Annotated in this window: 24 protein-coding genes; 15 read left to right on the top strand and 9 right to left on the bottom strand. The window is 49.7% G+C overall.

Features of this window, described 5'->3' with window-relative positions; genetic code table 11:
• Positions 1 to 445 precede the first annotated feature (445 nt).
• The 8 genes from sdhC to sucD all read left to right on the top strand — a co-directional run bounded on the left by sdhC (position 446) and on the right by sucD (position 10,264).
• Positions 446 to 820 carry a succinate dehydrogenase, cytochrome b556 subunit gene (sdhC, locus tag BLP64_RS02095; protein WP_092591271.1) on the top strand — a complete coding sequence of 125 codons (375 nt, stop codon included), beginning with the start codon at positions 446 to 448 and terminating at the stop codon, positions 818 to 820.
• A complete protein-coding gene (gene sdhD / locus BLP64_RS02090) occupies positions 814 to 1,170 on the top strand; it encodes a succinate dehydrogenase, hydrophobic membrane anchor protein (protein WP_092591269.1) in 357 nt (118 codons plus the stop codon). The genes sdhC and sdhD overlap by 7 nt, the downstream gene beginning before the upstream one ends.
• On the top strand, positions 1,171 to 2,937 hold the full coding sequence (gene sdhA / locus BLP64_RS02085; protein WP_092591267.1) for a succinate dehydrogenase flavoprotein subunit: 1,767 nt from the start codon (positions 1,171 to 1,173) through the stop codon (positions 2,935 to 2,937).
• Positions 2,938 to 2,952: 15 nt separating this feature from the next.
• A complete protein-coding gene (locus tag BLP64_RS02080; RefSeq protein WP_092591265.1) occupies positions 2,953 to 3,672 on the top strand; it encodes a succinate dehydrogenase iron-sulfur subunit in 720 nt (239 codons plus the stop codon).
• Between the two features lie 96 nt (positions 3,673 to 3,768).
• A complete protein-coding gene (gene sucA, locus BLP64_RS02075) occupies positions 3,769 to 6,573 on the top strand; it encodes a 2-oxoglutarate dehydrogenase E1 component (protein WP_092591263.1) in 2,805 nt (934 codons plus the stop codon).
• Between the two features lie 13 nt (positions 6,574 to 6,586).
• Positions 6,587 to 8,077 (top strand): 2-oxoglutarate dehydrogenase complex dihydrolipoyllysine-residue succinyltransferase, encoded by a 1,491-nt coding sequence (gene odhB / locus BLP64_RS02070; RefSeq protein ID WP_092591261.1) that lies wholly within the window; start codon positions 6,587 to 6,589, stop codon positions 8,075 to 8,077.
• A gap of 148 nt (positions 8,078 to 8,225) precedes the next feature.
• Positions 8,226 to 9,392: an ADP-forming succinate--CoA ligase subunit beta gene (gene sucC / locus BLP64_RS02065; RefSeq protein ID WP_092591259.1), complete on the top strand. Its 1,167-nt coding sequence runs from the start codon at positions 8,226 to 8,228 to the stop codon at positions 9,390 to 9,392.
• On the top strand, positions 9,392 to 10,264 hold the full coding sequence (gene sucD / locus BLP64_RS02060) for a succinate--CoA ligase subunit alpha (protein ID WP_092591257.1): 873 nt from the start codon (positions 9,392 to 9,394) through the stop codon (positions 10,262 to 10,264). The genes sucC and sucD overlap by 1 nt, the downstream gene beginning before the upstream one ends.
• A gap of 60 nt (positions 10,265 to 10,324) precedes the next feature.
• On the opposite strand, the gene BLP64_RS02055 is transcribed toward sucD, so the two are convergent.
• Entirely contained in the window at positions 10,325 to 10,885 is a 561-nt protein-coding gene (locus BLP64_RS02055) for an FMN-dependent NADH-azoreductase (protein ID WP_092591255.1), read from the bottom strand.
• Between the two features lie 141 nt (positions 10,886 to 11,026).
• Between BLP64_RS02055 and BLP64_RS02050 the strand changes: the two genes are divergently transcribed.
• Positions 11,027 to 11,968: a LysR substrate-binding domain-containing protein gene (locus tag BLP64_RS02050; RefSeq protein WP_092591700.1), complete on the top strand. Its 942-nt coding sequence runs from the start codon at positions 11,027 to 11,029 to the stop codon at positions 11,966 to 11,968.
• A 7-nt stretch (positions 11,969 to 11,975) separates the two neighbouring features.
• Here BLP64_RS02050 and BLP64_RS02045 read toward each other — a convergent pair whose 3' ends face one another.
• Both BLP64_RS02045 and BLP64_RS02040 read right to left on the bottom strand, forming a co-directional pair.
• Positions 11,976 to 12,449: a hypothetical protein gene (locus BLP64_RS02045; RefSeq protein ID WP_143001061.1), complete on the bottom strand. Its 474-nt coding sequence runs from the start codon at positions 12,447 to 12,449 to the stop codon at positions 11,976 to 11,978.
• Positions 12,450 to 12,454: 5 nt separating this feature from the next.
• Positions 12,455 to 13,363: a pirin family protein gene (locus BLP64_RS02040; protein WP_092591251.1), complete on the bottom strand. Its 909-nt coding sequence runs from the start codon at positions 13,361 to 13,363 to the stop codon at positions 12,455 to 12,457.
• 152 nt (positions 13,364 to 13,515) lie between these two features.
• Between BLP64_RS02040 and BLP64_RS02035 the strand changes: the two genes are divergently transcribed.
• Together BLP64_RS02035 and glnS are read left to right on the top strand one after the other, a co-directional pair.
• Positions 13,516 to 13,809, top strand: a complete 294-nt coding sequence (locus tag BLP64_RS02035; RefSeq protein ID WP_092591249.1) for a hypothetical protein — start codon at positions 13,516 to 13,518, stop codon at positions 13,807 to 13,809.
• Positions 13,810 to 13,895: 86 nt separating this feature from the next.
• Positions 13,896 to 15,572 carry a glutamine--tRNA ligase gene (glnS, locus tag BLP64_RS02030; protein ID WP_092591247.1) on the top strand — a complete coding sequence of 559 codons (1,677 nt, stop codon included), beginning with the start codon at positions 13,896 to 13,898 and terminating at the stop codon, positions 15,570 to 15,572.
• A 95-nt stretch (positions 15,573 to 15,667) separates the two neighbouring features.
• Here the strand turns inward: glnS and fur are convergent, their stop codons facing one another.
• The 4 genes from fur to BLP64_RS02010 all read right to left on the bottom strand — a co-directional run bounded on the left by fur (position 15,668) and on the right by BLP64_RS02010 (position 17,783).
• Complete coding sequence (gene fur / locus BLP64_RS02025; RefSeq protein ID WP_092591245.1) at positions 15,668 to 16,126, bottom strand: ferric iron uptake transcriptional regulator; 459 nt, start codon at positions 16,124 to 16,126, stop codon at positions 15,668 to 15,670.
• A 33-nt stretch (positions 16,127 to 16,159) separates the two neighbouring features.
• Positions 16,160 to 16,684 carry a flavodoxin FldA gene (gene fldA / locus BLP64_RS02020; RefSeq protein ID WP_092591243.1) on the bottom strand — a complete coding sequence of 175 codons (525 nt, stop codon included), beginning with the start codon at positions 16,682 to 16,684 and terminating at the stop codon, positions 16,160 to 16,162.
• Between the two features lie 30 nt (positions 16,685 to 16,714).
• Positions 16,715 to 16,930, bottom strand: a complete 216-nt coding sequence (locus BLP64_RS02015) for a DUF2788 domain-containing protein (RefSeq protein WP_092591241.1) — start codon at positions 16,928 to 16,930, stop codon at positions 16,715 to 16,717.
• 70 nt (positions 16,931 to 17,000) lie between these two features.
• Positions 17,001 to 17,783: an alpha/beta fold hydrolase gene (locus tag BLP64_RS02010; protein WP_092591239.1), complete on the bottom strand. Its 783-nt coding sequence runs from the start codon at positions 17,781 to 17,783 to the stop codon at positions 17,001 to 17,003.
• 104 nt (positions 17,784 to 17,887) lie between these two features.
• Between BLP64_RS02010 and seqA the strand changes: the two genes are divergently transcribed.
• Both seqA and pgm read left to right on the top strand, forming a co-directional pair.
• On the top strand, positions 17,888 to 18,412 hold the full coding sequence (gene seqA, locus BLP64_RS02005) for a replication initiation negative regulator SeqA (protein WP_092591237.1): 525 nt from the start codon (positions 17,888 to 17,890) through the stop codon (positions 18,410 to 18,412).
• Positions 18,412 to 20,052 (top strand): phosphoglucomutase (alpha-D-glucose-1,6-bisphosphate-dependent), encoded by a 1,641-nt coding sequence (pgm, locus tag BLP64_RS02000; protein ID WP_092591235.1) that lies wholly within the window; start codon positions 18,412 to 18,414, stop codon positions 20,050 to 20,052. The genes seqA and pgm overlap by 1 nt, the downstream gene beginning before the upstream one ends.
• On the opposite strand, the gene BLP64_RS01995 is transcribed toward pgm, so the two are convergent.
• On the bottom strand, positions 20,049 to 21,338 hold the full coding sequence (locus tag BLP64_RS01995) for an MFS transporter (RefSeq protein WP_092591233.1): 1,290 nt from the start codon (positions 21,336 to 21,338) through the stop codon (positions 20,049 to 20,051). The genes pgm and BLP64_RS01995 overlap by 4 nt on opposite strands.
• Positions 21,339 to 21,491: 153 nt before the next feature.
• Between BLP64_RS01995 and BLP64_RS01990 the strand changes: the two genes are divergently transcribed.
• Both BLP64_RS01990 and hda read left to right on the top strand, forming a co-directional pair.
• A complete protein-coding gene (locus tag BLP64_RS01990; protein ID WP_092591231.1) occupies positions 21,492 to 22,574 on the top strand; it encodes a DUF2066 domain-containing protein in 1,083 nt (360 codons plus the stop codon).
• Positions 22,571 to 23,254 carry a DnaA regulatory inactivator Hda gene (gene hda, locus BLP64_RS01985; RefSeq protein ID WP_092591229.1) on the top strand — a complete coding sequence of 228 codons (684 nt, stop codon included), beginning with the start codon at positions 22,571 to 22,573 and terminating at the stop codon, positions 23,252 to 23,254. Before BLP64_RS01990 ends, hda begins: the two co-directional genes overlap by 4 nt.
• On the opposite strand, the gene BLP64_RS01980 is transcribed toward hda, so the two are convergent.
• On the bottom strand, positions 23,251 to 23,640 hold the full coding sequence (locus tag BLP64_RS01980; RefSeq protein WP_092591227.1) for a DUF2069 domain-containing protein: 390 nt from the start codon (positions 23,638 to 23,640) through the stop codon (positions 23,251 to 23,253). The two genes, hda and BLP64_RS01980, sit on opposite strands and share 4 nt — an antisense overlap.
• Position 23,641 lies beyond the last annotated feature (1 nt).

Below are 23,641 nucleotides of genomic sequence, written 5' to 3'. Positions count from 1 at the left end.
AGAATTTACTTGATCTTAACCGTTCCTGTCAATTCAAACGGTTGTTTAAACCAACTGCATGAACCGACACTAGGTTAGACAATGTCACTCGATGCGGTGCAGACAGATGGATGATTCAAACGCCATGGTCGCATCATGAAATGAATGTTTGGTGACACTGGTCGAAACCATAAAAATTATCCAGCGCAAGTTATACGCTAAATCCACGTTAGGTGGAATCATACTAAGGTAGAATTGTTATTTTACCACATTCAGTGACTGTTTCATAAAAGCTGCCAATATCTTGGGTTTTGAGACGAAAAGGGCGCTAAAGAATTGTAATTCTTGAGCTTGGCTTATATACTTTGACAGCGATCTCACAGGGTCCTCTCAATCATTCATATCTGGAGAGGATGTTTGAAGTTCCGAGCATATTTACAATGCTTTTCGTTAAGGCACAGCAATCGTGAAAAAACAAAGACCTGTAAATTTAGAATTAACAACAATCAGCTTTCCAGCTGCAGCTATAAGTTCCATTCTTCATCGTGTATCCGGCGTCATCATGTTGGTGGGCGTTGGGTTCTTGATTTGGGCTTTAGCAACTGCACTTCAGTCCGCGGAAGGGTTTGCTTTAGTACAAGGGTTATTAACTGGCTTCGTTGCTAAGTTCATTGCCTGGGGCATTCTCACAGCATTGGGCTACCACCTGCTTGCAGGGGTACGTCATATGTTGATGGACATGGGTTGCTTTGGTGAACTCGCCTCTGGTCGAGTCAGTGCACAAGCAATTATTGGCTTGGCAATTATTTGGTCAATCTTGGTAGGAGTGTGGTTATGGTAAGCTCTGCGTCGACATTTGGTCGTACTGGAAGCCACGACTTTATCTTGCTTCGTGCGACAGCCATCATCATGGCGTTGTACACCATCTTCATGGTGAGCTTCTTCGTTTCGGCAGACGCCGTTACACATGCCTCGTTAACCAATCTTTTCGCTCATTTGGGAATGAAAATCTTCACCATGTTAGCGCTAACTGCGATTTTAATTCACGGTTGGATTGGGATTTTCCAAGTGCTAACTGACTACGTGAAAAAAGCAGGGTTACGAGCTTTTCTTCAATTCGTTGTATGTGTCGCATTAATCGTTTACTGGTTAGTCGGTTTATTGGTTGTGTGGCCAGTGGAGGGTGTCTAAGTGAGCGTACAAACTCTCGAATTTGATGCGGTAGTAATTGGTGCTGGTGGTGCGGGCATGCGCGCTGCGCTACAAATTTCAGAAGCCGGCATGACCTGTGCTCTGATGTCAAAAGTTTTCCCAACGCGGTCGCACACCGTATCAGCGCAAGGTGGTATTACCGTTGCGTTAGGTAACGCGCACGAAGATAACTGGGAATGGCACATGTTTGATACCGTTAAAGGGTCCGACTACATTGGTGACCAAGACGCTATCGAATACATGTGTAAGACCGGTCCAGAAGCTATTCTAGAACTCGAAAACATGGGCCTGCCGTTCTCTCGTTTTGAAAATGGCCGCGTGTATCAGCGTCCGTTTGGTGGTCAATCGAAAAACTTCGGTGGTGAGCAAGCAGCGCGTACTGCAGCAGCAGCTGACCGGACTGGCCACGCCTTATTGCACTTGCTTTATCAACAAAACGTTAAGAACAAAACCACGGTGTTTTCGGAGTGGTATGCGCTTGATTTAGTGAAGAACGATGAAGGCGCTATTGTTGGTGTGACCACCATCAATATTGAAACCGGTGAGTTGTTCCACGTGAAAGCCAAAGCAGTCGTGTTAGCGACGGGCGGTGCTGGACGTATTTATGCCTCAACCACGAACGCCCACATCAACACCGGTGACGGTATCGGAATGGCGATCCGTGCTGGCATTCCAATGCAAGACATGGAAATGTGGCAGTTCCACCCAACCGGGATTGCCGGTGCCGGTACCTTGGTTACTGAAGGGTGCCGTGGTGAAGGTGGTTACCTGTTGAACAAAGACGGCGAGCGCTTCATGGAGCGTTATGCCCCGAATGCGAAAGACTTAGCGTCACGTGACGTGGTTGCGCGTTCAATGATGACTGAAATCCGTGAAGGCCGTGGCTTCGATGGTCCACTCGGTCCACACTTGAAACTGAAGCTGGATCACTTAGGTCGCGAAGTCTTAGAAAGCCGTTTACCAGGCGTCTGTGACCTGGCGAAAACCTTTGCTCACGTTGACCCAGCAGAAGAGCCAATTCCAGTTATTCCAACCTGTCACTACATGATGGGTGGTATTCCTACAGACGTGAATGGCCAAGCATTACATATTGATGCTGACGGTCAAATTAAGCCAATTCCAGGGCTGTTTGCTTGTGGTGAAGTGGCGTGTGTGTCCGTGCACGGTGCGAACCGTTTAGGCGGTAACTCGTTGCTTGACTTGGTGGTCTTTGGCCGTGCAACGGGCTTGAAATTGGCAGACGAAATCAAAGCGTTGGCAGAAAACAAAGAAGCCAATCAAGATCAAATCGATGCTGCATTAGCTCGTGTTCGTCGTTGGGAAAATAACCAAAACGGTGAAGATCCAGTACAAATTAAGAAAGACTTGCAGCAGTGCATGCAGCTGAACTTCTCGGTATTCCGTGAAGGTGACGCGATGGCTGAAGGTCTGGAGCAGTTGAAAGAAATCCGTGAGCGCTTGAAAAATGCTCGTTTGGATGACACCAGTAAAGAGTTTAACACCCAGCGCATCGAGTGCTTGGAGTTAGATAACTTGATGGAAACTGCTTATGCAACCGCAGTTGCTGCAAACTACCGTACTGAAAGCCGTGGTGCTCATAGCCGTGCTGACTACCCAGAGCGTGATGACGAAAACTGGTTAGTTCATACCGTGTATAATCCGCAGGATGAAAGCATGGCGAAGCGCGAAGTGAACATGCAACCGAAGTTGCGTGAAGCATTCCCGCCGAAAGCGCGGACTTACTAAGGTTAGGTGACAACGATGAAGAAGTTGAACGTTTCAGTTTATCGTTACAACCCAGATGTTGATAACGCACCCTACATGAAAGACTACACCATTGAGGTGGAGAAAGATCGTGACATGATGGTGCTTGATCTGCTGTTGTTATTGAAAGAGCAAGATCCAACATTGGCGTTCCGTCGCTCATGCCGTGAAGGTGTGTGTGGTTCTGACGGTTTGAATATGAACGGTAAGAACGGCTTGGCGTGTATCACGCCATTAAGTGCGCTGAAGGGCGGCGATAAGAAAATTGTGATTCGTCCGTTACCTGGCATGCCGGTAATTCGCGATTTAATCGTGGATTTAAGCCAGTTCTTTGCCCAGTATGAAAAAATTAAGCCTTATCTGATCAACGATGACAAAACGCCACCTGCGCGTGAGCGTTTGCAGTCGATTGAAGATCGGGCGAAATTGGACGGCCTGTACGAGTGTATTCTTTGTGCATGCTGTTCATCTTCGTGTCCTTCGTTCTGGTGGAACCCGGACAAGTTTATCGGTCCAGCAGGGCTGTTGAACGCGTACCGGTTCTTAATTGATAGCCGTGATACGGCCACTGAAGAGCGTCTGAGCGAACTCGATGATGCCTTTAGTGTGTTCCGTTGCCACGGTATTATGAACTGTGTCAACGTGTGCCCGAAGGGCCTCAATCCAACGAAGGCTATTGGTAACATCAAATCCATGCTATTGAGCCGCGCAATTTAAGTTTAATTGCGCTGCGATAGTATTGGCCGAGCTGTATCGAAATAGCCATCCAGCTTGGGTGGCTATTTTTTTATAAACGAGTGTGAAGGAACAGCGATGCAAGATGGCGTAATGCAAGCCTGGCTAGAATCCTCCCACCTTGCTGGTGGTAACATGGCTTATGTCGAGGAATTATTCGAGTTATATCTGGATGATCCAACAGCGGTTAGTGATGATTGGCGTAATTTCTTTGACCAACTACCGCGTGATGGCGTCGCCGTAGATACAAAGCATAGTTTGATTCGTGAACAATTCCGTTCGCTTGCGAAGAATAAGCTAAAGCAGGCTGGCACGGTAATGGCAGGTGCTCCTGATCATAAGCAAGTGAAAGTCTTGCAATTGATCAACGCCTACCGTTTCAGAGGCCATCAGCACGCGAACCTTGACCCGTTAGGGCTCTGGAAACAAGAATCTGTTCCAGATTTGGCCTTAGAACATCACGGTTTAAGCAAAGATGATTTCAACACCGAGTACAACGTGGGGTCGTTGGCGATTGGCCAAGAAACCATGAAACTGGGTGAGATTCATGAGCTGCTCAATAAAATTTACTGCGGTTCGATTGGTGCGGAATACATGCACATTGTGTCGACCGAAGAAAAACGTTGGATTCAGCAACGTCTTGAAGGCGTGCGTGGAACCCCTAAATTTGACCAGGAGTGGCAGCGTAAAATTCTGAAGGAATTGGTTGCTGCAGACGGCTTGGAAAAATACTTGGGAGCGAAATTCCCAGGGGCGAAGCGATTCTCGCTGGAAGGCGGTGATAGCCTGATTCCAATGTTGAAAGCGATTATTAGCCGAGCCGGTGAGCAAGGAAGTAAAGAAGTCGTTATTGGCATGGCGCACCGTGGCCGTTTGAACGTGCTGGTGAACGTGTTAGGTAAAAAGCCACAAGACTTGTTTGATGAGTTTGCTGGCAAAAACCCAACCAAAGGTTCCGGTGACGTTAAATACCACTCTGGCTTCTCTTCCGATTTTGAAACCCCAGGCGGTAATGTTCATTTAGCGTTGGCGTTTAACCCGTCGCACTTGGAAATCGTAAACCCAGTTGTGATGGGCTCGGTGCGGGCGCGGATGGACCGTTTAGGTGACACAACTGGTGCTAAAGTATTGCCGATTACCATTCACGGTGACTCTGCGATTGCGGGCCAAGGCATTGTTCAAGAAACCTTTAACATGTCACAAACCCGTGCGTACCAAGTGGGCGGTTCAATCCGTATTGTGGTTAATAACCAAGTCGGTTTCACCACCTCGAAGCGGGAAGACACACGCTCAACGCAATACTGTACTGATATTGCGAAAATGGTCCAAGCACCAATTTTCCACGTGAATGCGGATGATCCTGAAGCGGTTGTGTTTGTGACGCAACTAGCGGTTGATTTCCGTAACACCTTTAAGCGTGACGTAATGATCGATTTGGTTTGTTACCGTCGTCATGGTCACAACGAAGCGGATGAGCCGAGTGCAACTCAGCCGTTGATGTACAAGCAAGTGAAAAAACATCCAGTGGCACGTGCTTTGTACGCAGAACGCTTAGAAAAAGCCGGTGTGATTGATGCCGCATTCAGTGAGCAACTGGTGAACAACTACCGTGATGCCCTCGACCGAGGTGACATTGTGGTGGACGAGTGGCGTGAAATTAAAAAGCATTCTTCCAGTTGGGCGTCATACATCGGTCATGAGTGGGATGCAGAATACGATGCGAGCCTCAGCCTTGATAAATTGAAAGAGCTTGGAGTCGCGATGAGTACCGTGCCAGCAACGCACAAGCTCCACTCGCGGGTGGCCAAGGTGTATGAAGACCGTATGCAAATGGCATTGGGTGAAAAGCCAATGGATTGGGGCTTTGCAGAAAACTTAGCTTATGCCTCATTGGTCGACGCCGGTGTTCATATTCGGTTAACCGGTCAAGATAGTGGGCGCGGAACCTTCTTCCATCGCCACGCGGTGTTGCATAACCAAAATGATGCGAGCACCTACATGCCACTGAACCATATTCGTGACGGCCAAGGCCAAATCGAAATTTATGACTCGGTGTTATCGGAAGCAGCTGTGGTTGCATTCGAATACGGTTACGCAACGGCAGAACCGAAGTCGCTGGTCATGTGGGAAGCACAGTTCGGTGACTTTGCGAACGGTGCACAAGTGGTGATTGACCAGTTCTTAAGTTCGGGTGAGCAAAAATGGGGCCGTCTCTGTGGCTTAACCCTATTATTGCCACACGGCTATGAAGGTCAGGGCCCAGAGCATAGCTCGGCGCGTTTGGAACGATTCTTACAATTGTCGGCTGACCACAACTGGTCAGTGTGTGTGCCGACAACGCCAGCACAGGTATTCCATATGCTGCGTCGTCAACACATTCGCCCAGTTCGTCGCCCATTGATTGTGATGACGCCGAAATCATTATTACGGAACCCGCTGGCAGTGTCTTCAATGGACGAACTGACCAATGGTGTATTCCAAAATGCGATTGGAGAGATCGATTCTTTAGCGCCTAAAAAAGTCAAGCGCGTGGTAATCTGTTCAGGTAAAGTTTACTTTGACTTGCTACAAGAACGCCGCAAGCGGGAACAAGACGATGTTGCCATTATTCGAATTGAGCAACTGTATCCGTTCCCAGCGGACGAAGTGAACGAGATAATGAAAGATTATCAACACGTGAAAGATTTTGTTTGGTGTCAGGAAGAGCCACAGAACCAAGGTGCTTGGTACAGTAGCCAGCATCATTTCCGTGCAGCAATTCCAGCCGGCGCTGAATTAACTTATGCAGGACGTGCAGCATCCGCGGCACCTGCGGTAGGTTATCTGTCCGAACACAACAAACAGCAACAGCAATTAGTCGATGACGCGCTAACCATTAAATAGGTGATAATTGACCATGGCAATTGAAATTAAAGTTCCACAACTCCCAGAATCTGTTGCTGATGCAACAGTCGCTACTTGGCACGTAAAGCCAGGTGATAAAGTTTCGCGCGATCAAAACTTGGTCGACATTGAAACAGATAAAGTCGTGCTTGAAGTGGTTGCACCCGCCGACGGCGTCATTGGCGAAATCATTGCTGCGGAAGGCACCACAGTGCTAGCAGAAGAAGTGATTGGCCAGTTGGTCGAAGGTGAAGGCGCTGCAGCAGCTCCAGCAGCAGCTCCAGCAGCCGCTGAAGCAGCAGCTCCAGCCGCAGCAACAGGCGGTGAAGCACTGGAAGTGAAAGTGCCACAGTTACCTGAGTCAGTTGCTGACGCAACCATCGCGACTTGGCACGTCCAACCGGGTCAAGCAGTGACTCGTGACCAAAACTTGGTCGATATTGAAACAGACAAAGTGGTGTTAGAAGTCGTTGCACCAGCCGATGGTGTATTGGCAGAAATTCGCCAAGCTGAAGGTGCCACTGTCGGTGCTGACGAAGTTATCGGCATTGTGATGGCAGGTGCTACGGCAGCGGCAGCTCCAGCAGCGGCAAGTGCTGCAGCAGCTGACAGCGACAACGATACCGAAGTTGCAGGCCCAGCAGTTCGCCGTCTATTGGCCGAGCATGGCTTGCAAGTTGCAGACGTGAAAGGCACTGGCAAAGGCGGTCGCGTCACCAAAGAAGACGTTGAAAACCACCTGAGCAAAAAGTCAGCGGCAGCACCTGCAGCGGCGGCAGCAGCACCAGCGCCGGTATTGGGCGAGCGTGAAGAAAAACGTGTCCCGATGACACGCTTACGTAAGACCATTGCAACGCGTCTTTTAGAAGCGAAAAACTCCACAGCCATGTTAACCACGTTTAACGAAGTGAACATGAAGCCGATCATGGATTTACGCGCGAAGTACAAAGACGAGTTTGAAAAACGTCATGATGCTCGTTTAGGCTTCATGGGCTTCTATGTGAAGGCTGTGACTGAAGCGTTGAAGCGCTTCCCTGAAGTGAACGCGTCCATTGACGGTGATGATATTGTGTATCACAACTACTTCGATATCAGCATTGCGGTATCCACCCCACGTGGGTTAGTAACTCCGGTATTGCGAGATACCGATAAGTTAAGTTTGGCCGAAATTGAAAACGGCATCCGTGACCTAGCCATTAAAGGGCGTGACGGTAAGTTGACCTTGGATGAAATGCAAGGTGGTAACTTCACCATCACCAATGGCGGGGTGTTCGGTTCATTGTTATCAACACCGATTCTGAACCCACCACAGAGCGCAATTTTGGGCATGCATAAAATCCAAGATCGCCCTATGGCGGTGAATGGTAAAGTAGAAATCTTACCGATGATGTACCTGGCGTTATCTTACGACCACCGCATCATTGACGGGAAAGAGTCGGTTGGATTCTTAGTCACTATTAAAGACTTGTTAGAAGATCCACACCGTTTGTTACTGGATTTATAATCCAATAACCGCAGCCGCTGTTTTGAACTGGTCCATCAACTTCAAACAGCGGCTGTATTTTTTGCGTACGAGAATGTAAAATACGTGCGAATTTTCGGGTAAGCAGCACTTCGCTGCTTTTGTTGTTCAAACGAATCGGAAGATCATCATGAACTTGCATGAGTATCAGGCTAAACAACTCTTTAGAGAGTTCGGATTGCCAGTGTCTGAAGGCTTTGCAGTAGATACTGCGGATGAAGCCGTAGAAGCTGCAAAAAAAATCGGCGGAGACCGTTGGGTCGTTAAAGCCCAAGTACACGCCGGTGGCCGTGGTAAAGCGGGCGGTGTTAAATTAGTTTCCAGCTTGGACGAAGTCCACGCGTTTGCGAGCAACTGGTTGGGTAAAAACCTCGTAACCTATCAAACGGATGCGAACGGTCAGCCAGTTTCTAAAATTCTTGTGGAAAGCTTAACCGACATCGCTTCTGAGCTTTACTTGGGCGCAGTTGTTGACCGTGCAACACGTAAAATCGTGTTTATGGCGTCAACAGAAGGTGGTGTTGAAATCGAGAAAGTTGCTGAAGAAACACCAGAAAAAATCTTGAAAGCAATTATCGACCCAATTGTGGGTGCACAACCTTACCAAGCGCGTGAGCTGGCGTTTAAGTTAGGCCTGAACCAAGAGCAAGTGAAGCAATTCACTAAAATCTTCATGGGCTTAGCGAAAATGTTTGAGCAATACGATTTCGCTTTGTTAGAAATCAACCCATTGGTAATTACTGACCAAGGTAACTTGCACTGCCTAGACGGCAAAATCAATATTGATAGCAACGCCTTATACCGTCAGCCAAAAATCCGTGAAATGCATGACCCGAGCCAAGAAGACGAGCGTGAAGCACGTGCGGCACAGTGGGAACTGAACTACGTTGCATTGGACGGTAACATCGGCTGTATGGTGAACGGTGCAGGTTTGGCCATGGGCACCATGGATATCGTTAAGTTGGCGGGCGGCCAACCAGCGAACTTCCTTGACGTTGGTGGCGGTGCGACCAAAGAGCGCGTAACTGAAGCGTTCAAAATCATTTTATCTGATACTGAAGTGAAAGCCGTTTTGGTGAACATTTTCGGTGGTATCGTACGCTGTGACATGATTGCTGAAGGCATTATGGGCGCAGTTGAAGAAGTAGGCGTTAAAGTTCCTGTGGTTGTTCGTTTAGAAGGTAACAACGCTGAACTAGGCCGTCAGAAGTTAGCAGAAAGTGGCCTGAATATCATTCCAGCAGAAGGCTTGTTCGACGCTGCTGAGAAAGTTGTTGCCGCAGCAGGAGGTCAATAATGTCAATCTTGATCGACAAAAACACGAAAGTTATCTGTCAAGGTTTTACCGGTGGTCAGGGCACGTTCCACTCTGAACAAGCCATTGCTTACGGTACCCAGATGGTTGGCGGTGTCACTCCAGGTAAAGGTGGTCAAACGCACTTAGGCTTGCCGGTATTCAACACCGTTCGTGAAGCGGTTGAAGCAACGGGCGCAACAGCGTCGGTTATTTATGTACCAGCACCTTTCTGTAAAGACTCTATCATTGAAGCGGCGGACGCGGGAATCGAACTGATTGTTTGTATTACCGAAGGAATTCCAACGCTCGACATGTTGTACGTGAAAGAGTACTTAACGCACAAAGGCGTGCGCATGATCGGTCCTAACTGCCCAGGCGTGATCACGCCAGATGAGTGTAAAATTGGTATTATGCCAGGTCACATTCACATGAAAGGCAAAGTAGGTATCGTGTCACGTTCTGGAACCTTAACCTATGAAGCAGTGAAGCAAACCACGGACGAAGGCTTCGGTCAGTCTACCTGTGTTGGTATTGGCGGTGACCCGATTCCAGGTTCAAGCTTCATTGATATTCTTGAACTGTTCGAGAAAGATCCTGAAACTGAAGCCATTGTGATGATCGGTGAAATTGGTGGAACTGCAGAAGAAGAAGCTGCAGAGTACATCAAGCACAACGTCACTAAGCCGGTTGTTTCTTACATTGCTGGTGTGACAGCTCCTCCAGGTAAGCGGATGGGTCACGCAGGTGCAATTATCTCCGGTGGTCAAGGTACTGCGGATGAGAAATTCGCGGCCCTTGAAGCAGCGGGTGTGAAAACGGTTCGTAGCTTAGCCGACATCGGTAAAGCACTCCGTGAGAAAACCGGTTGGTAAGTTTTCTGACTCGTAAAAAAGCCGCTCCTAGGAGCGGCTTTTTTGTTGGTGTGATGGGAATTAAATGGCGGCAATGGCTGCTTTGGCAGCATGCAACGCTTGCTGGCGGGGTTCGTCTCCCATGGAAACGCCTTCGGCTCGGATAATATGAACGTCGGTGATACCGATGAATTGAAGCACTTGCTGCAAGTAGGTTTCTTGGTGGTCCCATGCCACTTGGTCACCTGAGGTAAAGATGCCCCCGCGTCCCGAAGCGATATAGGCAGTTTTACCCGTTAATAAACCTTGCGGGCCTTGTTCAGAGTAAGAGAAAGTAACCCCAGCTTTCAACACGCGATCTAACCAGGCTTTCAGCTGCGTTGGAATGGTGAAGTTATACATAGGCGCACCAATCACCACAATATCAGCGGCTTGCAGCTCGGCGATTAGGGTCTCGCTAAGTGGGTCACGCTCGGCTAATAAGCTGTCTGCGGTTAAATGGGGAATCGGCTCATGAATTAAGTCACGATAAATGACTTCCGTGGGTTGTTGTTGGCTTAAGTGTTGGACAATATCACGGCTAATTTTACGACTCACGGATTGCTCGACAAAAATACCTGAATCCAAATGAAGAATTTTCATAATACCTCTAAAAATCAATGGCAACTGCTGATACTAGGGGGCAGTCTACTGGCGTTCCATTCGTTAGGGTAGTGTGCTAGGTTGGAAAGAATCGTTTCATTAATGGAACGCTCGACTCCCTATCAACCTGAGGATGAAACCATGAGCATCCCTGATTTAACCAATTACTATCTGTTTGCCCGGGTCGCGGCCGCAGGAAGTATTAGTGCCGGTGCGCGTGAATTGAATATGCCAAAATCGACGGTAAGCCGGCGCTTAACAGCGTTGGAGGAAAGTCAGGGCGTGCGCTTGATGCATCGCAGTACCCGAGGGTTGAAACTTACCGATGTGGGGCAAGCATTTCTGGTGCATTGTGAGTCCTTGGTGGCTGCCGCAGAAGCCGCGCAGCAGGTGGCGCAACTGGTGCTGGAAACACCTCGTGGGGAAATCAACTTAAGTTCACCTTACGCAATTAGCCAGAGCATGTTGGTGAATTTACTGCCGGAGTTTATGGCGTTGTATCCCGAGGTGACGGTGAATTTGATGGTGACCAATCGGCCAGTGAGCTTGATTGATGAAGGCATTGATGTGGCATTACGGGTACGCTCCCACATTGAAGATTCGTCGTTGATTGCGCGGCCGCTGGCGGATGCACCGGCCACCTTGGTGCGCAGCCCCTCGCGGGGAGATGTGGCGAAAATCAACAAGCCGTTGCAGCACCCACTGGACTTGGTTCACTTTCCTCATCTGAGTTTGCATTTTACGAGTGGACGCTATCATTATGAGCTGCGCTCGAAGCAAGGGGATAAACTTAACGTAAGTTATCGCCCACGACTGATCACCGATGATTTGATGGTCCTACGTGAGGCGGCGATTGAAGGGCTTGGGATTGTGTCGCTACCCAATTATTTGTGTCAGCAAGAACTCCAAGATGGGGTGCTTGAACGGGTGTTGCCGGACTGGTCATTGCCGGTCGGAATTATGCACATGGTGTATCCGTACCGCCGTGGGTTACTGCCTGCCGTACGAGCATTAATTGACTTTTTAGCAGAGCGGCTGCCGCAGGCTGCGCGCAGCTCTCTGCAAGTACCGGTGACGCGTTAAGCGGCACTTATTGGTGTTCACATTGGGCTTGCACGCGGGTATCAATGCTCAGGGTATCGGGAGCTCCGGTTGGGGTTTGATACACTGCTGATGGCCGCACAATGTACACCTCGCTGCGCTGGCCGGTATGGCTGATTAGCAAGTGTTGCGGGCGGTGCCAGCTGAGCGATAAACAGGCGGCGTGGGGGGCGGTGGCGAGCCGTTCCCAGTCTCGTTCCCCAACATTGTAGAGCCACACTTCGTAGCCCATCCAGGGTTGTTCTAGACTGCCGCGTTGGCATTGGTATAAATGAACTTCAGCGCCCTCATCGGCGGTGTTCAGCTGTTGAATGCGGTGGCACTGCGCGGTGTCAGGAGGGCTGGGATGCGCACCAAGGTACTTATAAATGAGCACGCTGACAAACAGCACGCTTAAGAGAATGGCCGCGGCCAGTAGCCAACTACCAAGCCGTCGTACTGCCGCGGTTAATTTCTGCCACACTGTCATCATTTTCCTGTCGATGCCTCGCGGGGTTCAACCGTATAGTTTGGAACCTTGCCGAAGCGCGGATGCCCCGCATCCCAATCGCGCTGCGCTTGTTCTACACGCGCTTGCGAGGCGCTGACAAAGTTCCACCAAATCTTCACTGGTTGGGCGAAAGGTTCGCCTCCTAAGAGCAGGAGGGTGCAGCCCTGACTCAGCTCTAGCGTGACTGCGTCGCGCTGTGCGCCTAAGTCTAACAAATGGTGCGCCGGAACCCCAGTGCCATTGACCCGTACATTACCATGGAGCACATAAATTCCGTGCTCGAACTCGGGTTGCAGGTGCAAGGTGAGGGTGTCTGCCGCAGCAGCTTCTAGTAACAAGGCAATATGCGGACTAAAACTTAATGCTGGGCTGTGCCAGCTTTGCGTGGCGGTTGCATAACTGCCAGTAATTAAGGTGGCCTGGCATTGTCCGAGCGTGAAGCTTGGCACGCTCGGATAATGATCAAACCGTGGATCGGTTTCTTCATGGGCGGGTGGCAAAGCACACCACAACTGCAACCCGTGCAGCGGAGTGGTGGGGTTGGGTTGGGCGACTTCGGCGTGGCTAATGCCGCGGCCGGAGGTCATCAGGTTTAATTGGCCTGGATGCAACGGTTGTTGATAGCCCAAACTATCAAAGTGCATGAGTTCACCGGACAGAAGCCAGGTAATGGTTTGTAGCCCAATATGAGGATGCGGCGGCACATCGAATAACCGATAGCTGCTGGGCGCCAAAGGGCCGAAGTGATCCAAGAAGCACCACGGACCAAGCATGCGAATGGCGCGCTGTGGAAACACGCGGCGTACGCTTAGCTCGGGGGTTAACGGGCGTTCCAAAGCAGCATAAATGCTGTCAGCCAATTGATGTTCGTCGTAAGCACGCGACATAAGAGCTCCAGAAAATAGCCGACTCGATGTTATTGAGTATGACAGTTGCTTGATTATTAGTCGAATTTAATCCGTTAAGTCTTTCCCCGAGCGTTTGTTTTCAGTAAGGTGAAGATCACCAGTTATTGTTTGAACAAGGTAGACAAGGAACTATGAAATCAACAATCGCAACTCGTATTGGGGCTTTGGCTGTTATTGTCACTGGTATATTGTTCGCTGTGCTTGCCCCAGCAGGGGAAGCCGTCAGTAGTTACCGTCAAGTGGGGGTGGTGCTTTTAGCCCTCGGGGTGTTCTGGTTATTACGCCAACACCGCACCACCGCAACGGACGATTCACAGGAACCGTTCGAACGACGACCGTTAAAATGGTATCAAGCTCCGGTGGTTTGGATGCCGGTGATTGTGATTCTATTAATTGTGGTGGTTCAGGTCATTGCGAGCGCTTAAGGCGAGGGCTTAACTCTTGCGTCGCCCTCGATAAACTGCGATCATAGTCGTCATTTTTTTGGATGAACTTCGGAGTAGATGAATTCATGGCCGCAGATAAGGCAGCAAGTACACCACGTAGTAATTTTATCCGACAAATTATTGATAGTGATTTGGCGAGTGGTAAGCACAACCATGTGCAGACTCGTTTTCCGCCTGAACCGAACGGATTTCTGCATATTGGGCATGCCAAGTCGATCGTTTTAAACTTTGGCATTGCGCAAGACTACCAGGGGCGCTGTAATCTACGCTTTGATGACACCAATCCGCTAAAAGAAAAAGTCGATTACGTTGAATCGATTCAAGCCGATGTGAAGTGGTTAGGCTACCAATGGGACGGTGACGTTCGTTATTCATCGGACTATTTTGATCGCCTGCACGGGTACGCGGTGGAATTGATCGAAAAAGGCTTGGCGTATTGTGATTTTTCTTCCCAAGAAGAAATGCGCGCCATGCGCGGTACCTTAACCGAGCCAGGCACCCATAGCCCTTATCGCGATACCCCTGTTGAAGAAAACCTGAAAATTTTCGCGGATATGACTGCCGGAAAATATCAGGAAGGGGAAGTGTGTCTGCGGGCGAAAATCGATATGAGTTCGCCGTTTATGTGTATGCGTGACCCGGTGATCTACCGAATTCGTTTTGCGCATCACCACCAAACGGGTGACCGCTGGTGTGTCTACCCGATGTACGACTTCACCCATTGTATTTCCGATGCGATTGAAGGCATTACTCACTCGTTGTGTACGCTGGAGTTCCAAGATAACCGCCGTTTGTATGACTGGGTGCTAGAAAACATCACCATTGATTGTCACCCGCAGCAAATTGAGTTCTCTCGCTTGAACTTGCAATACACCGTGATGAGTAAGCGTAAGCTGAACGAGCTGGTGGAAGCCGGCAAGGTGTCAGGCTGGGATGACCCGCGGATGCCGACCATTGCGGGCATGCGTCGCCGTGGTTATACCCCGAATGCGATTCGTGAATTCTGTCACCGCATTGGGGTGACACGGATGGATAACCAAGTTGAAATGAGCATGCTCGAATCCTGTATTCGAGATGACTTGAACCAACATGCGCCCCGTGCGATGGCGGTGGTGGATCCCGTGCGGATTGTGATTGAAAACTACCCAGCTGACCAGCATGAAGAGTTGCAAGCGCCGAATCACCCAAGCGATGAAAGCATGGGCTCTCGAGTGCTGCCGTTTGCGCGCGAAATTTACATTGAGCGTGATGACTTCCGTGAAGAAGCCAATAAGAAATACAAGCGCTTGGTGTTAGGCAAAGAAGTTCGCCTGCGTAACGCTTACGTGATTCAAGCGGAGCGTGTTGAAAAGAATGAAGCAGGCGAGATCACCACGATTTACTGTACCTATGACGCTGACACGCTTGGCCGTGCTCCGGCCGACGGACGGAAAGTGAAAGGGGTCATTCACTGGGTGGCAGCAGCGCATGCGGTCCCGGCTGAGTTCCGTTTGTATGACCGTTTGTTCCAAGTGCCAAACCCTGCCGCTGAAGAAGACTTTTTCAGCACCTTGAATCCGAATTCATTGGTGGTGAAACAGGGCTTCGTAGAACCGAGCTTAGCTGCGGCAGAAGCAGAAAAAGCGTATCAGTTTGAGCGGATTGGTTACTTCTGTGCGGATAGCAAAGACAGCCGTCCGGATGCTTTGGTATTTAACCAAACTGTGGGATTACGAGACACCTGGAGTGATGACAGCGAATAATTGTTCGCTGTCCACATTCCGTCGTCCAATTCCGTCAACAATAAAAAAAGGGCCGCTGCTGAGCAGGGGCCCTTTTTTCATACTCTGAACGGCGTTTAGTTGCCAGCTGCAGCATCAGCCGCTTGCTTGTTCACGCAGGTATCCGGTGTTTTACACTCGCCGTATAGATATAAACTATGGTTGGTTAACGTAATATTGTTCGCTTCTGCAACCTGCAATTGGCGTTCTTCAATCACGTCATCTTCAAACTCAAACACATGCCCACAGGTTAAACAAACCAGATGATCATGATGGTCATTGGAACGGAGTTCGAAAACCGAGCGTCCCCCTTCGAAATGATGGCGACTTACAATGCCCGCATCATCGAATTGGTTCAGCACCCGATAAACGGTCGCTAAGCCGATTTCTTCATTGCGCTCGATGAGTACTTTGTACACATCTTCTGCGCTAATGTGTTGATAGTCAGGGTCACGGAGAATTTCTAACACTTTAATTCTCGGTGAAGTGACCTTAAGGCCTGCTTTTTTTAACTTCTGTTCTTCTTTACTGTTCATGATCTCAACGTCACTCGATAGGTTAGCTAACGCTTAGCCTAACTGAGCTAAGCCCATTTCGTCACGAATTTGAGCACACCATTGTTGGACACGTTCTTCAGTTAACTCATGCTGACGATCTTCGTCAATGCCTAATCCAACAAAATGATTATCGTCAACCAAAGCACGTGAGGCTTCGAATTCGTAACCCTCGGTTGGCCAATGGCCGATAATGATCGCGCCACGCGCCTCTACGATATCACGAATAGTTCCCATCGCATCTAAAAAGTACTCGGCGTAGTCTTCTTGGTCACCACAACCGAAAATTGCGACAAGCTTGTTGGTGAAATCAATTTCTTCAAGATCTGGGAAGAAATCATCCCAATCACATTGAGCTTCTCCGTAATACCATGTTGGAATGCCAAACATGAGCAAATCATAGGATGCTATATCTTCCTTACTTGACTTCGCAATGTCAAAAACGTCGATAAGGTGTTTGCCCAATTCCTTTTGGATCATTTTAGCGATTGCTTCGGTGTTGCCTGTGTCGCTGCCGAAAAAGATACCTACACTTGCCATAAATTCGTACTACCTGTGCTGTATAAATGATTAAAGACCAGCTTCCCAGAATGCTTGAATAATGCCTTTGGCAATAAAACCAGCGCATCCTAAAAATAAAACGAGCCATACAAACCAACGACCAAAGGTCGGCACATTGCCTTTTTTCAGAACATCTTGAATGGCGAGACCAATGAGTACAAATAAAAATGCGATCGCGAAATTTGTACCTAAAGTTTCAATTAATTCATAATGTTCAGACAGCATAATGGTACCACCTAAGAATTGGTCAGACAGATGAATCTAAATAGAGCCGCCAGTATAACATGAAGGCCATTTAGGTGCGAGAATGATTCTCAATAAATTGGCGTGCCAGACGGTTGAATACTTGCGGTTTTTCTGCATGCAGCCAATGGCCAGTGCCATTAATAATCTTGATATCAACATCACTAAAACGGGCGGTAACAGCCTCAGTATGAGCCGAGGTGAGGTAATCTGAATTACCCCCTTTAATGAACCGCACGGGGCCGGCAAAGTGTCCCTCCCGAATCCCGCCGGTAATTTGCGGGTAACATTCCACCAGCGCCGCTAAATTCAACCGCCAATAGAAATGGGTGTCATCCCGGCGCAGGTTCTTCAGCAAAAATTGGCGTACGCCGACTTCGTGAATGGTTTGGGCCAAATGCTGATCGGCTTGTTGGCGACTGGTCATTTGCTCAATGGGCAAGGACTGCAACGCATCTAAAATGTGCCGATGGCGAGGGTCATAGGCGACCGGAGCAATGTCCGCGGGAATTAAACTACGAACTCGTTCCGGGTAGGTGAGGGCATATTCCATCGCCACTTTGCCCCCCATGGAGTGCCCCACCAGATGGGTTTCGGTGAGCTGCAAGCTGTCTAAGGTGGCGGCCACGTCGGCAGCCATTTCAGCAAAGCTCATGCTGGTGTGATGAAAAGATTCACCGTGATTACGAAGATCCATCAGAATGACTTGATGATCGGTGCTCAGGTCACGTCCTAAGCCTTTGAGGTTATCTAAATCACCGAATAAACCGTGCAGTAATACCACAGGTTCACCGCTGCCCATGACCTCATAATTCAAAATCTGTGCTGTACTCATCTTGATTTCCTGTACCCGAGCGATCGCTTGGGTATAATAGCCTGCATTAAACGAGTCTTAAAGCGACACCAGTCGAATAAAACCTGAATGAGAAGTGATGGGCAATGACCAAACACATTGAGATTGATGAGGAATTGTACCGCTATATCGCCAGCCACACCCAACGGATTGGGGAGAGCGCATCGTCTATTTTGCGGCGCTTGCTAAACTTGCCACCGTTATCACCATCCGCTGGTGAGGCGGTTGAAGCGATTGACGTAGCGCCTGCTGCCGTTGCACCTCTCAGTGCGGGGGCCACAATTTTTGAGGTGTTATCGGCCACAGAATTGGCCAATCAAAAAAGTGCGGTGGCACGGTTTTTACATATTTTAAGTGCATTATATCAGTGCCATCGAGAGCAATTTTCGGTGGTGTTACAAATTACTGGGCGGGATCGTCGTTATTTTGGGACCACCGAAGCGGAATTGGCGGCCAGCGGTTCAAGTACGAACCCGAAGCAAATTCCAGATTCTCCCTATTTTGTGGTCACCAACAACAACACGACCCGGAAAAAGTCGATGCTCGCCCAAGTGGCCCTTGAGCTAGGGTATACTGAGGAGCAAGCGGAACAAATAAAGGATTTATTATAATGGCATTGCATCCACGCGCAGGAAAACCCGCAACAGCTGATGACTTAACCAATATTGCTCAGCTGGTTAGTGCTTATTTTGTGAATGAAGTAGACCCTCGGAATCCGGCCCAACAAGTGAAGTTTGGTACCTCAGGACACCGTGGTTGTGCCCTTGATTGCTCATTTAACGAAGCCCATATTTTGGCAATTTGCCAAGCGTTAGTGGCGTATCGTGAAGAGCAGGGGATTACGGGTCCGTTGCTGCTCGGGCGTGATACGCACGCGTTGTCCGAAGCGGCGTACATGACTGCGCTGGAAGTCTTTATTGGCAATGGCATTGAAGTCCACATTCAAACCGACGACGGTTACACTCCAACGCCGGTGTTGAGCAATGCCATATTACGTTACAACCAAGGCCGTACAAGTGGCTTGTGTGATGGCGTGGTGATTACCCCTTCGCATAACCCGCCCACCGATGGCGGCTTTAAATACAACCCGCCTCATGGCGGACCGGCTGATACCGATGCCACTAAAGTCATCGAGAAGTATGCCAATGCATTGTTATCATCAGACTTATTAGGCGTGCAGGCGGTCTCGTACGCCGAAGCGCGTGCCAGCTCGTTGCTTAAACAAGTGGATTGGCGCCAACAGTACATTGATGGCTTAGCAACCGTGATTGATATGGCAGCGATTGCCAAAGCCAAGCTACGCATTGGTGTCGATGCCATGGGCGGCGCAGGGGCGAGTTATTGGGCACTGATTGCTGAACAGTACGGGTTGTCGATTGACGTCCATCATGCTCATGCCGATGCCACGTTTCAGTTTATGAGCTTGGATAAAGACGGCAAAATTCGGATGGATTGTTCGTCCCCTTATGCCATGGCCAGTTTGGTGCAGTTGCGTGATCAGTACGATATTGCCTTTGGCAATGATCCTGATTACGACCGCCACGGTATTGTGACGCCAACGCATGGCTTGCTTAACCCGAACCATTACTTGGCCGTTGCCATTGATTACTTATGTCAACATCGGCAGTGGCCACAATCATTAGCTATTGGTAAAACCTTGGTATCCAGTGCCATGATTGATCGCGTGGTGGCGAAGCATCAACGTGAGCTACGAGAAATGCCGGTAGGCTTTAAATGGTTTGCGCAGGAATTGCATGCGGGCACCACGGCATTTGGTGGCGAAGAAAGTGCGGGGGCAAGTTTCTTGGATCGCCAGGGCAAGGCGTGGTCGACGGACAAAGACGGGATCATTCTGGCATTGTTGGCGGCGGAAATTTGCGCGGTCACTGGTAAGAACCCAGGGCAATACTATGATGATTTGTGTGCCGAGCATGGCACGTCTTATTACAAGCGGATTGATGCCGCATCCTCGGCTGAGAAAAACGCTGCGTTCCAGTCTATTCGGGCGTATAAGCTTAAGTTAGAAACGCTGGCGGGAGATCCGGTAACCCAGGTCATGACCAAAGCACCTGCCAACGATGCCTTAATTGGTGGAATTAAAGTCACTACCGCTAATGGCTGGTTTGCTGCACGTCCTTCTGGCACCGAGCCTATTTATAAAATTTATTGTGAAAGTTTATTGAGTGAAGCGCACCTTGAGCAGCTTGCTGAAGAAGCGCAACAACTCGTCAATAGCTGGCTGCAGGGTTAACCTGCAGCAGTTGGCGGGGTATCGTCGTCATCCGCGGCATTGGGCGGCAACGTATTCGGCTCTTGGGCTAAGGTTGTCAACAACTCTTCCGAAGTCGGAGTAGGCGTTAGCAAGGCAAATGCCGTTTGTGGCTGCTCCACTGGCTTGGCACGTTTGGTGACCCGATACAGGGAATAAGCACAGACAATGCTGGTGAGTGCTGTCATTAGTAAGAAAAAGTAATTCACAGCACCAAACTGCATCAATGCGGCGACGGATGGGGCGCCAAAAATCGCGCCCAGCCCGCCCACTTTCAAAATCGCTCCCGTCGCTCCGACCATTTGATCCTTTTCTAAGAAATCATTGGTGTGCGCCATACCCAGTGAGTACATGGGCAGTGCGCTGGCCCCTAATAATCCCATACAGAGATAGATCAGCCACGGAATGGACGCATCGAGTTGGGATAATACCAAGGCGATGAGGGCGGCACTTCCCGCACATCCAGCCAGCACATAACGGCGATCAACTCGGTCTGACAGCATGCCAATGGGCGCTTGGGCCAACATCCCACCTAAAATAAATGATGCCATGAAAAAGGATACTTGGCCGACACTTAAGCCGATATAGGTGGCATACATGGGGCCCACGCCATAGAACATGGAATAACAGGCTTGCATGATAAATGCGTTAATTATGCCCAACGGAACAATTTTCATTAAGCTGCTGATGGGCACTTTGCGTGGCGTGGTCGTGGTTGGCTCTACCGTCACGCTAATTAGGATTGGGATCAGTGCCAAGTTCATTAATAGTGCGACAATGGCAAACGCCATGAATTCGGCCGGGTCGGTGACACCAAGAATGAGCTGGCCGGCCACTAAGCCGCCATAAATTAAGACTAAATAGATAGATAACAGAGCGCCACGATTCTTGTTATCGGCCATGGTGTTCAGCCAACTTTCGACGATGACGTAAATGGCCGAAATGGCGAAGCCCGTTAAAAAGCGCATCACGAACCAAACCACGGGATCGACCCAAATGGCTTGCACTAAAATGGAGGCGGCGGCCAGCCCCGTTAAGCCGCCAAAGGCTCGAATATAACCCACTCGACGAATATCTTTTGGCGCGCGCGTGGTGCCAAATAAATAGCCAATAAAATAGGCTGACATGATGATCCCGGTGGTGAGCGTGCCGAACCCTTCTAGGGTAGCACGGAGACTCAGCAGGGTGCTGGTCATGCCGGTACAAATACCAATGAGGGTAATGCTGGAAAGTAATGAACTGATCGCGCGCAGTTGTTGCCGTAGCATGACTGGAGATCCTTGCATCGATGCCGTGAGTGTCGAAGTATCTTAACACGTTACAAAAAAATCGAAAACGTCAAGAGGTTATCCACAGCTTGTTACTTGCGGCGACGCTTTGAGCTGATTATGATGGGCACAAGTTGAGGGATAGGGGTAGCTATGCGAGCTTCCAAAATCATATTGATGGGGTTGTTGCTGGTGGTCGGGATCGCCTTCAATAGCCTCAAAACCGCGTCTGCCGCAGTTGAAGTGCAGCAGCTTTATCAAGCGCAAGTGCCGGTTGAGAGCCAAGCTGTGGGTGAACGTAATCAAGCGTTACAAACGGCGCTTGAACAAACACTGTTGAAAGTTTCCGGCGACGGTCAGCTACTGGCCCATGAAAATGTACGCTTTGCATTGCAAAATGTTCGTAATTATGTGGTTCAATTTGGCTATCGGCAGGTTGCGGAGAACTTGGTGTTATGGGTGCAGTTTGATCAAGCGCAAATTGATCAGGTGATCCACGATGCGGGTTCCGGAATTTGGAGTAGCCGACGGCCCGAGTTATTGTTTTGGTTGGTGGCGGAAGATGAACAATTGCGTCGTCAAATTCTGGGGCGAGGAGACCATGAGCCGCTGGTTGAAGCGTTGCGTGAAACAGCGCAGCAACGTGGCTTACCCATTAAGCTGCCGTTACTTGATTTGAATGACTCCATGAGCATTAGCGTGATTGATTTATGGGCACGCTTTGATGATCGCATTCAGTTTGCCAGCAGTCGTTATGACACTGATGGCGTGGTTGTGGCACGAATTTATCAAACTGACCCAAGTTCTTATGAACAGCCGTGGATGTTGGACTGGACCCTGCAATTAGGCAGTGGGCTTCGCTGGCGCGGAGAAGTGCTGGCAGACTCGCCGGAAGAACTCGGCCAGTTATTGGTTGGCGAGGTGACCCAACGCTTATCCCAACGGTTCCGGATTGATAGTCAGGTCGACATGGCAGGAACCTGGCGGTTGCAGGTGCTGAATTTAACCTCGGTCACTGAGGTGATTCAAGTGGAACAACTGTTACAGCAATTGCCATCGGTGCATCGCGTGCAGTTGGTCGAGTTCGGTCAACAACAAGGGGTGTTTGAACTCTTTATTCAAACCGATCCGGCCCAAATTATTCAGGCTCTGGATTTGAGTCAGTCATTGACTCCGATGAATGCGGAGCAACGGTCAGCATCGGACTTGCCAATCTACCGCTGGAGTCAACCATGAGTGAAGTTGCGCAATTGCCGTTAGCGGTGCAATTGCCGGATGACGAAACCTTTGCCACCTTTGTGGCCGGTAGCAACCAGGAATTACTGGAGGTGCTCCAACAGTTGCCGCAAGGGGTGGTGTACTTATGGGGTGCTGAAGGGGTGGGGAAAACCCACTTGTTGCACGCCTTGTGCGCGCAGGCGCAATCGGCGGTGATGTATTTGCCGTTGGCGGATATGCACCAACAAGTGCAACCGGAAATATTGCAGGGGCTGGAGTATTATCCGCTGATTTGCCTGGATGATGTGGATGCCATTGTGACCCATGAAGCTTGGTGCTTTGAATTATTTGCGCTGCTGAATCGCGTCAAGGATGGCGGCAAGGGCACCTTGGTGGTGACGGCGAAGCAAACCCCGAGTCATTTGCCGGTCGCGCTGGCCGATGTTCAGTCACGACTGCAGTGGGGCCTGAGCATGCACGTGCGGCCTTTGACGGACGAAGATAAAGTAAGTGCGTTGCAACTTCGAGCAAAAGTTTTAGGCTTGCGCTTAGGGCACGAGGCGGCGCAGTTTATGGTGCAACGTCTCGGGCGAGACATGCGCACGTTGCTCGGCTGTTTGGCTCGGCTCGATCGAGCTTCCATTGCCGCTCAGCGGCGGTTGACCATTCCCTTTATCAAAGATGTGCTGAACGTTTAACGCTCAGCATCTTTGAGTTTCTTGAGTCCTAACCCAAGCGCGCGACCTTGTCGACGAGCAAACCAAGTACACCCCACAAAAGCAGCGCTGGTTAAGAGTAATTCCGCGCTTGCCAAGCCGCGTTCCGCAGGGGCGACGTACAAGGTGGTTAAACTATGCAAAAAGTACCACATGAGAATGAAGTTGGTCCACGCATAGGTATAGGGCTTGCCGCGGAGTAGCCCCGGCAACGGAAGCAGCAGTGGAACCACCCATAACAGCACGCGAAAGAGTAAACTAAACTCGCTGCTAGACTGCCATAACAGTTGCCAACAACTCATCAACACCAACAACCCTAAATAACTGGCTAAGGCCAAGGTGCGGATTTTCTTGGTCGTGCTATCCATA

This window comes from Pseudidiomarina indica (genome assembly GCF_900104245.1).
In the GTDB taxonomy this organism is placed as follows: domain Bacteria; phylum Pseudomonadota; class Gammaproteobacteria; order Enterobacterales; family Alteromonadaceae; genus Pseudidiomarina; species Pseudidiomarina indica.
This window is presented reverse-complemented; position numbering and strand designations above follow the sequence as displayed.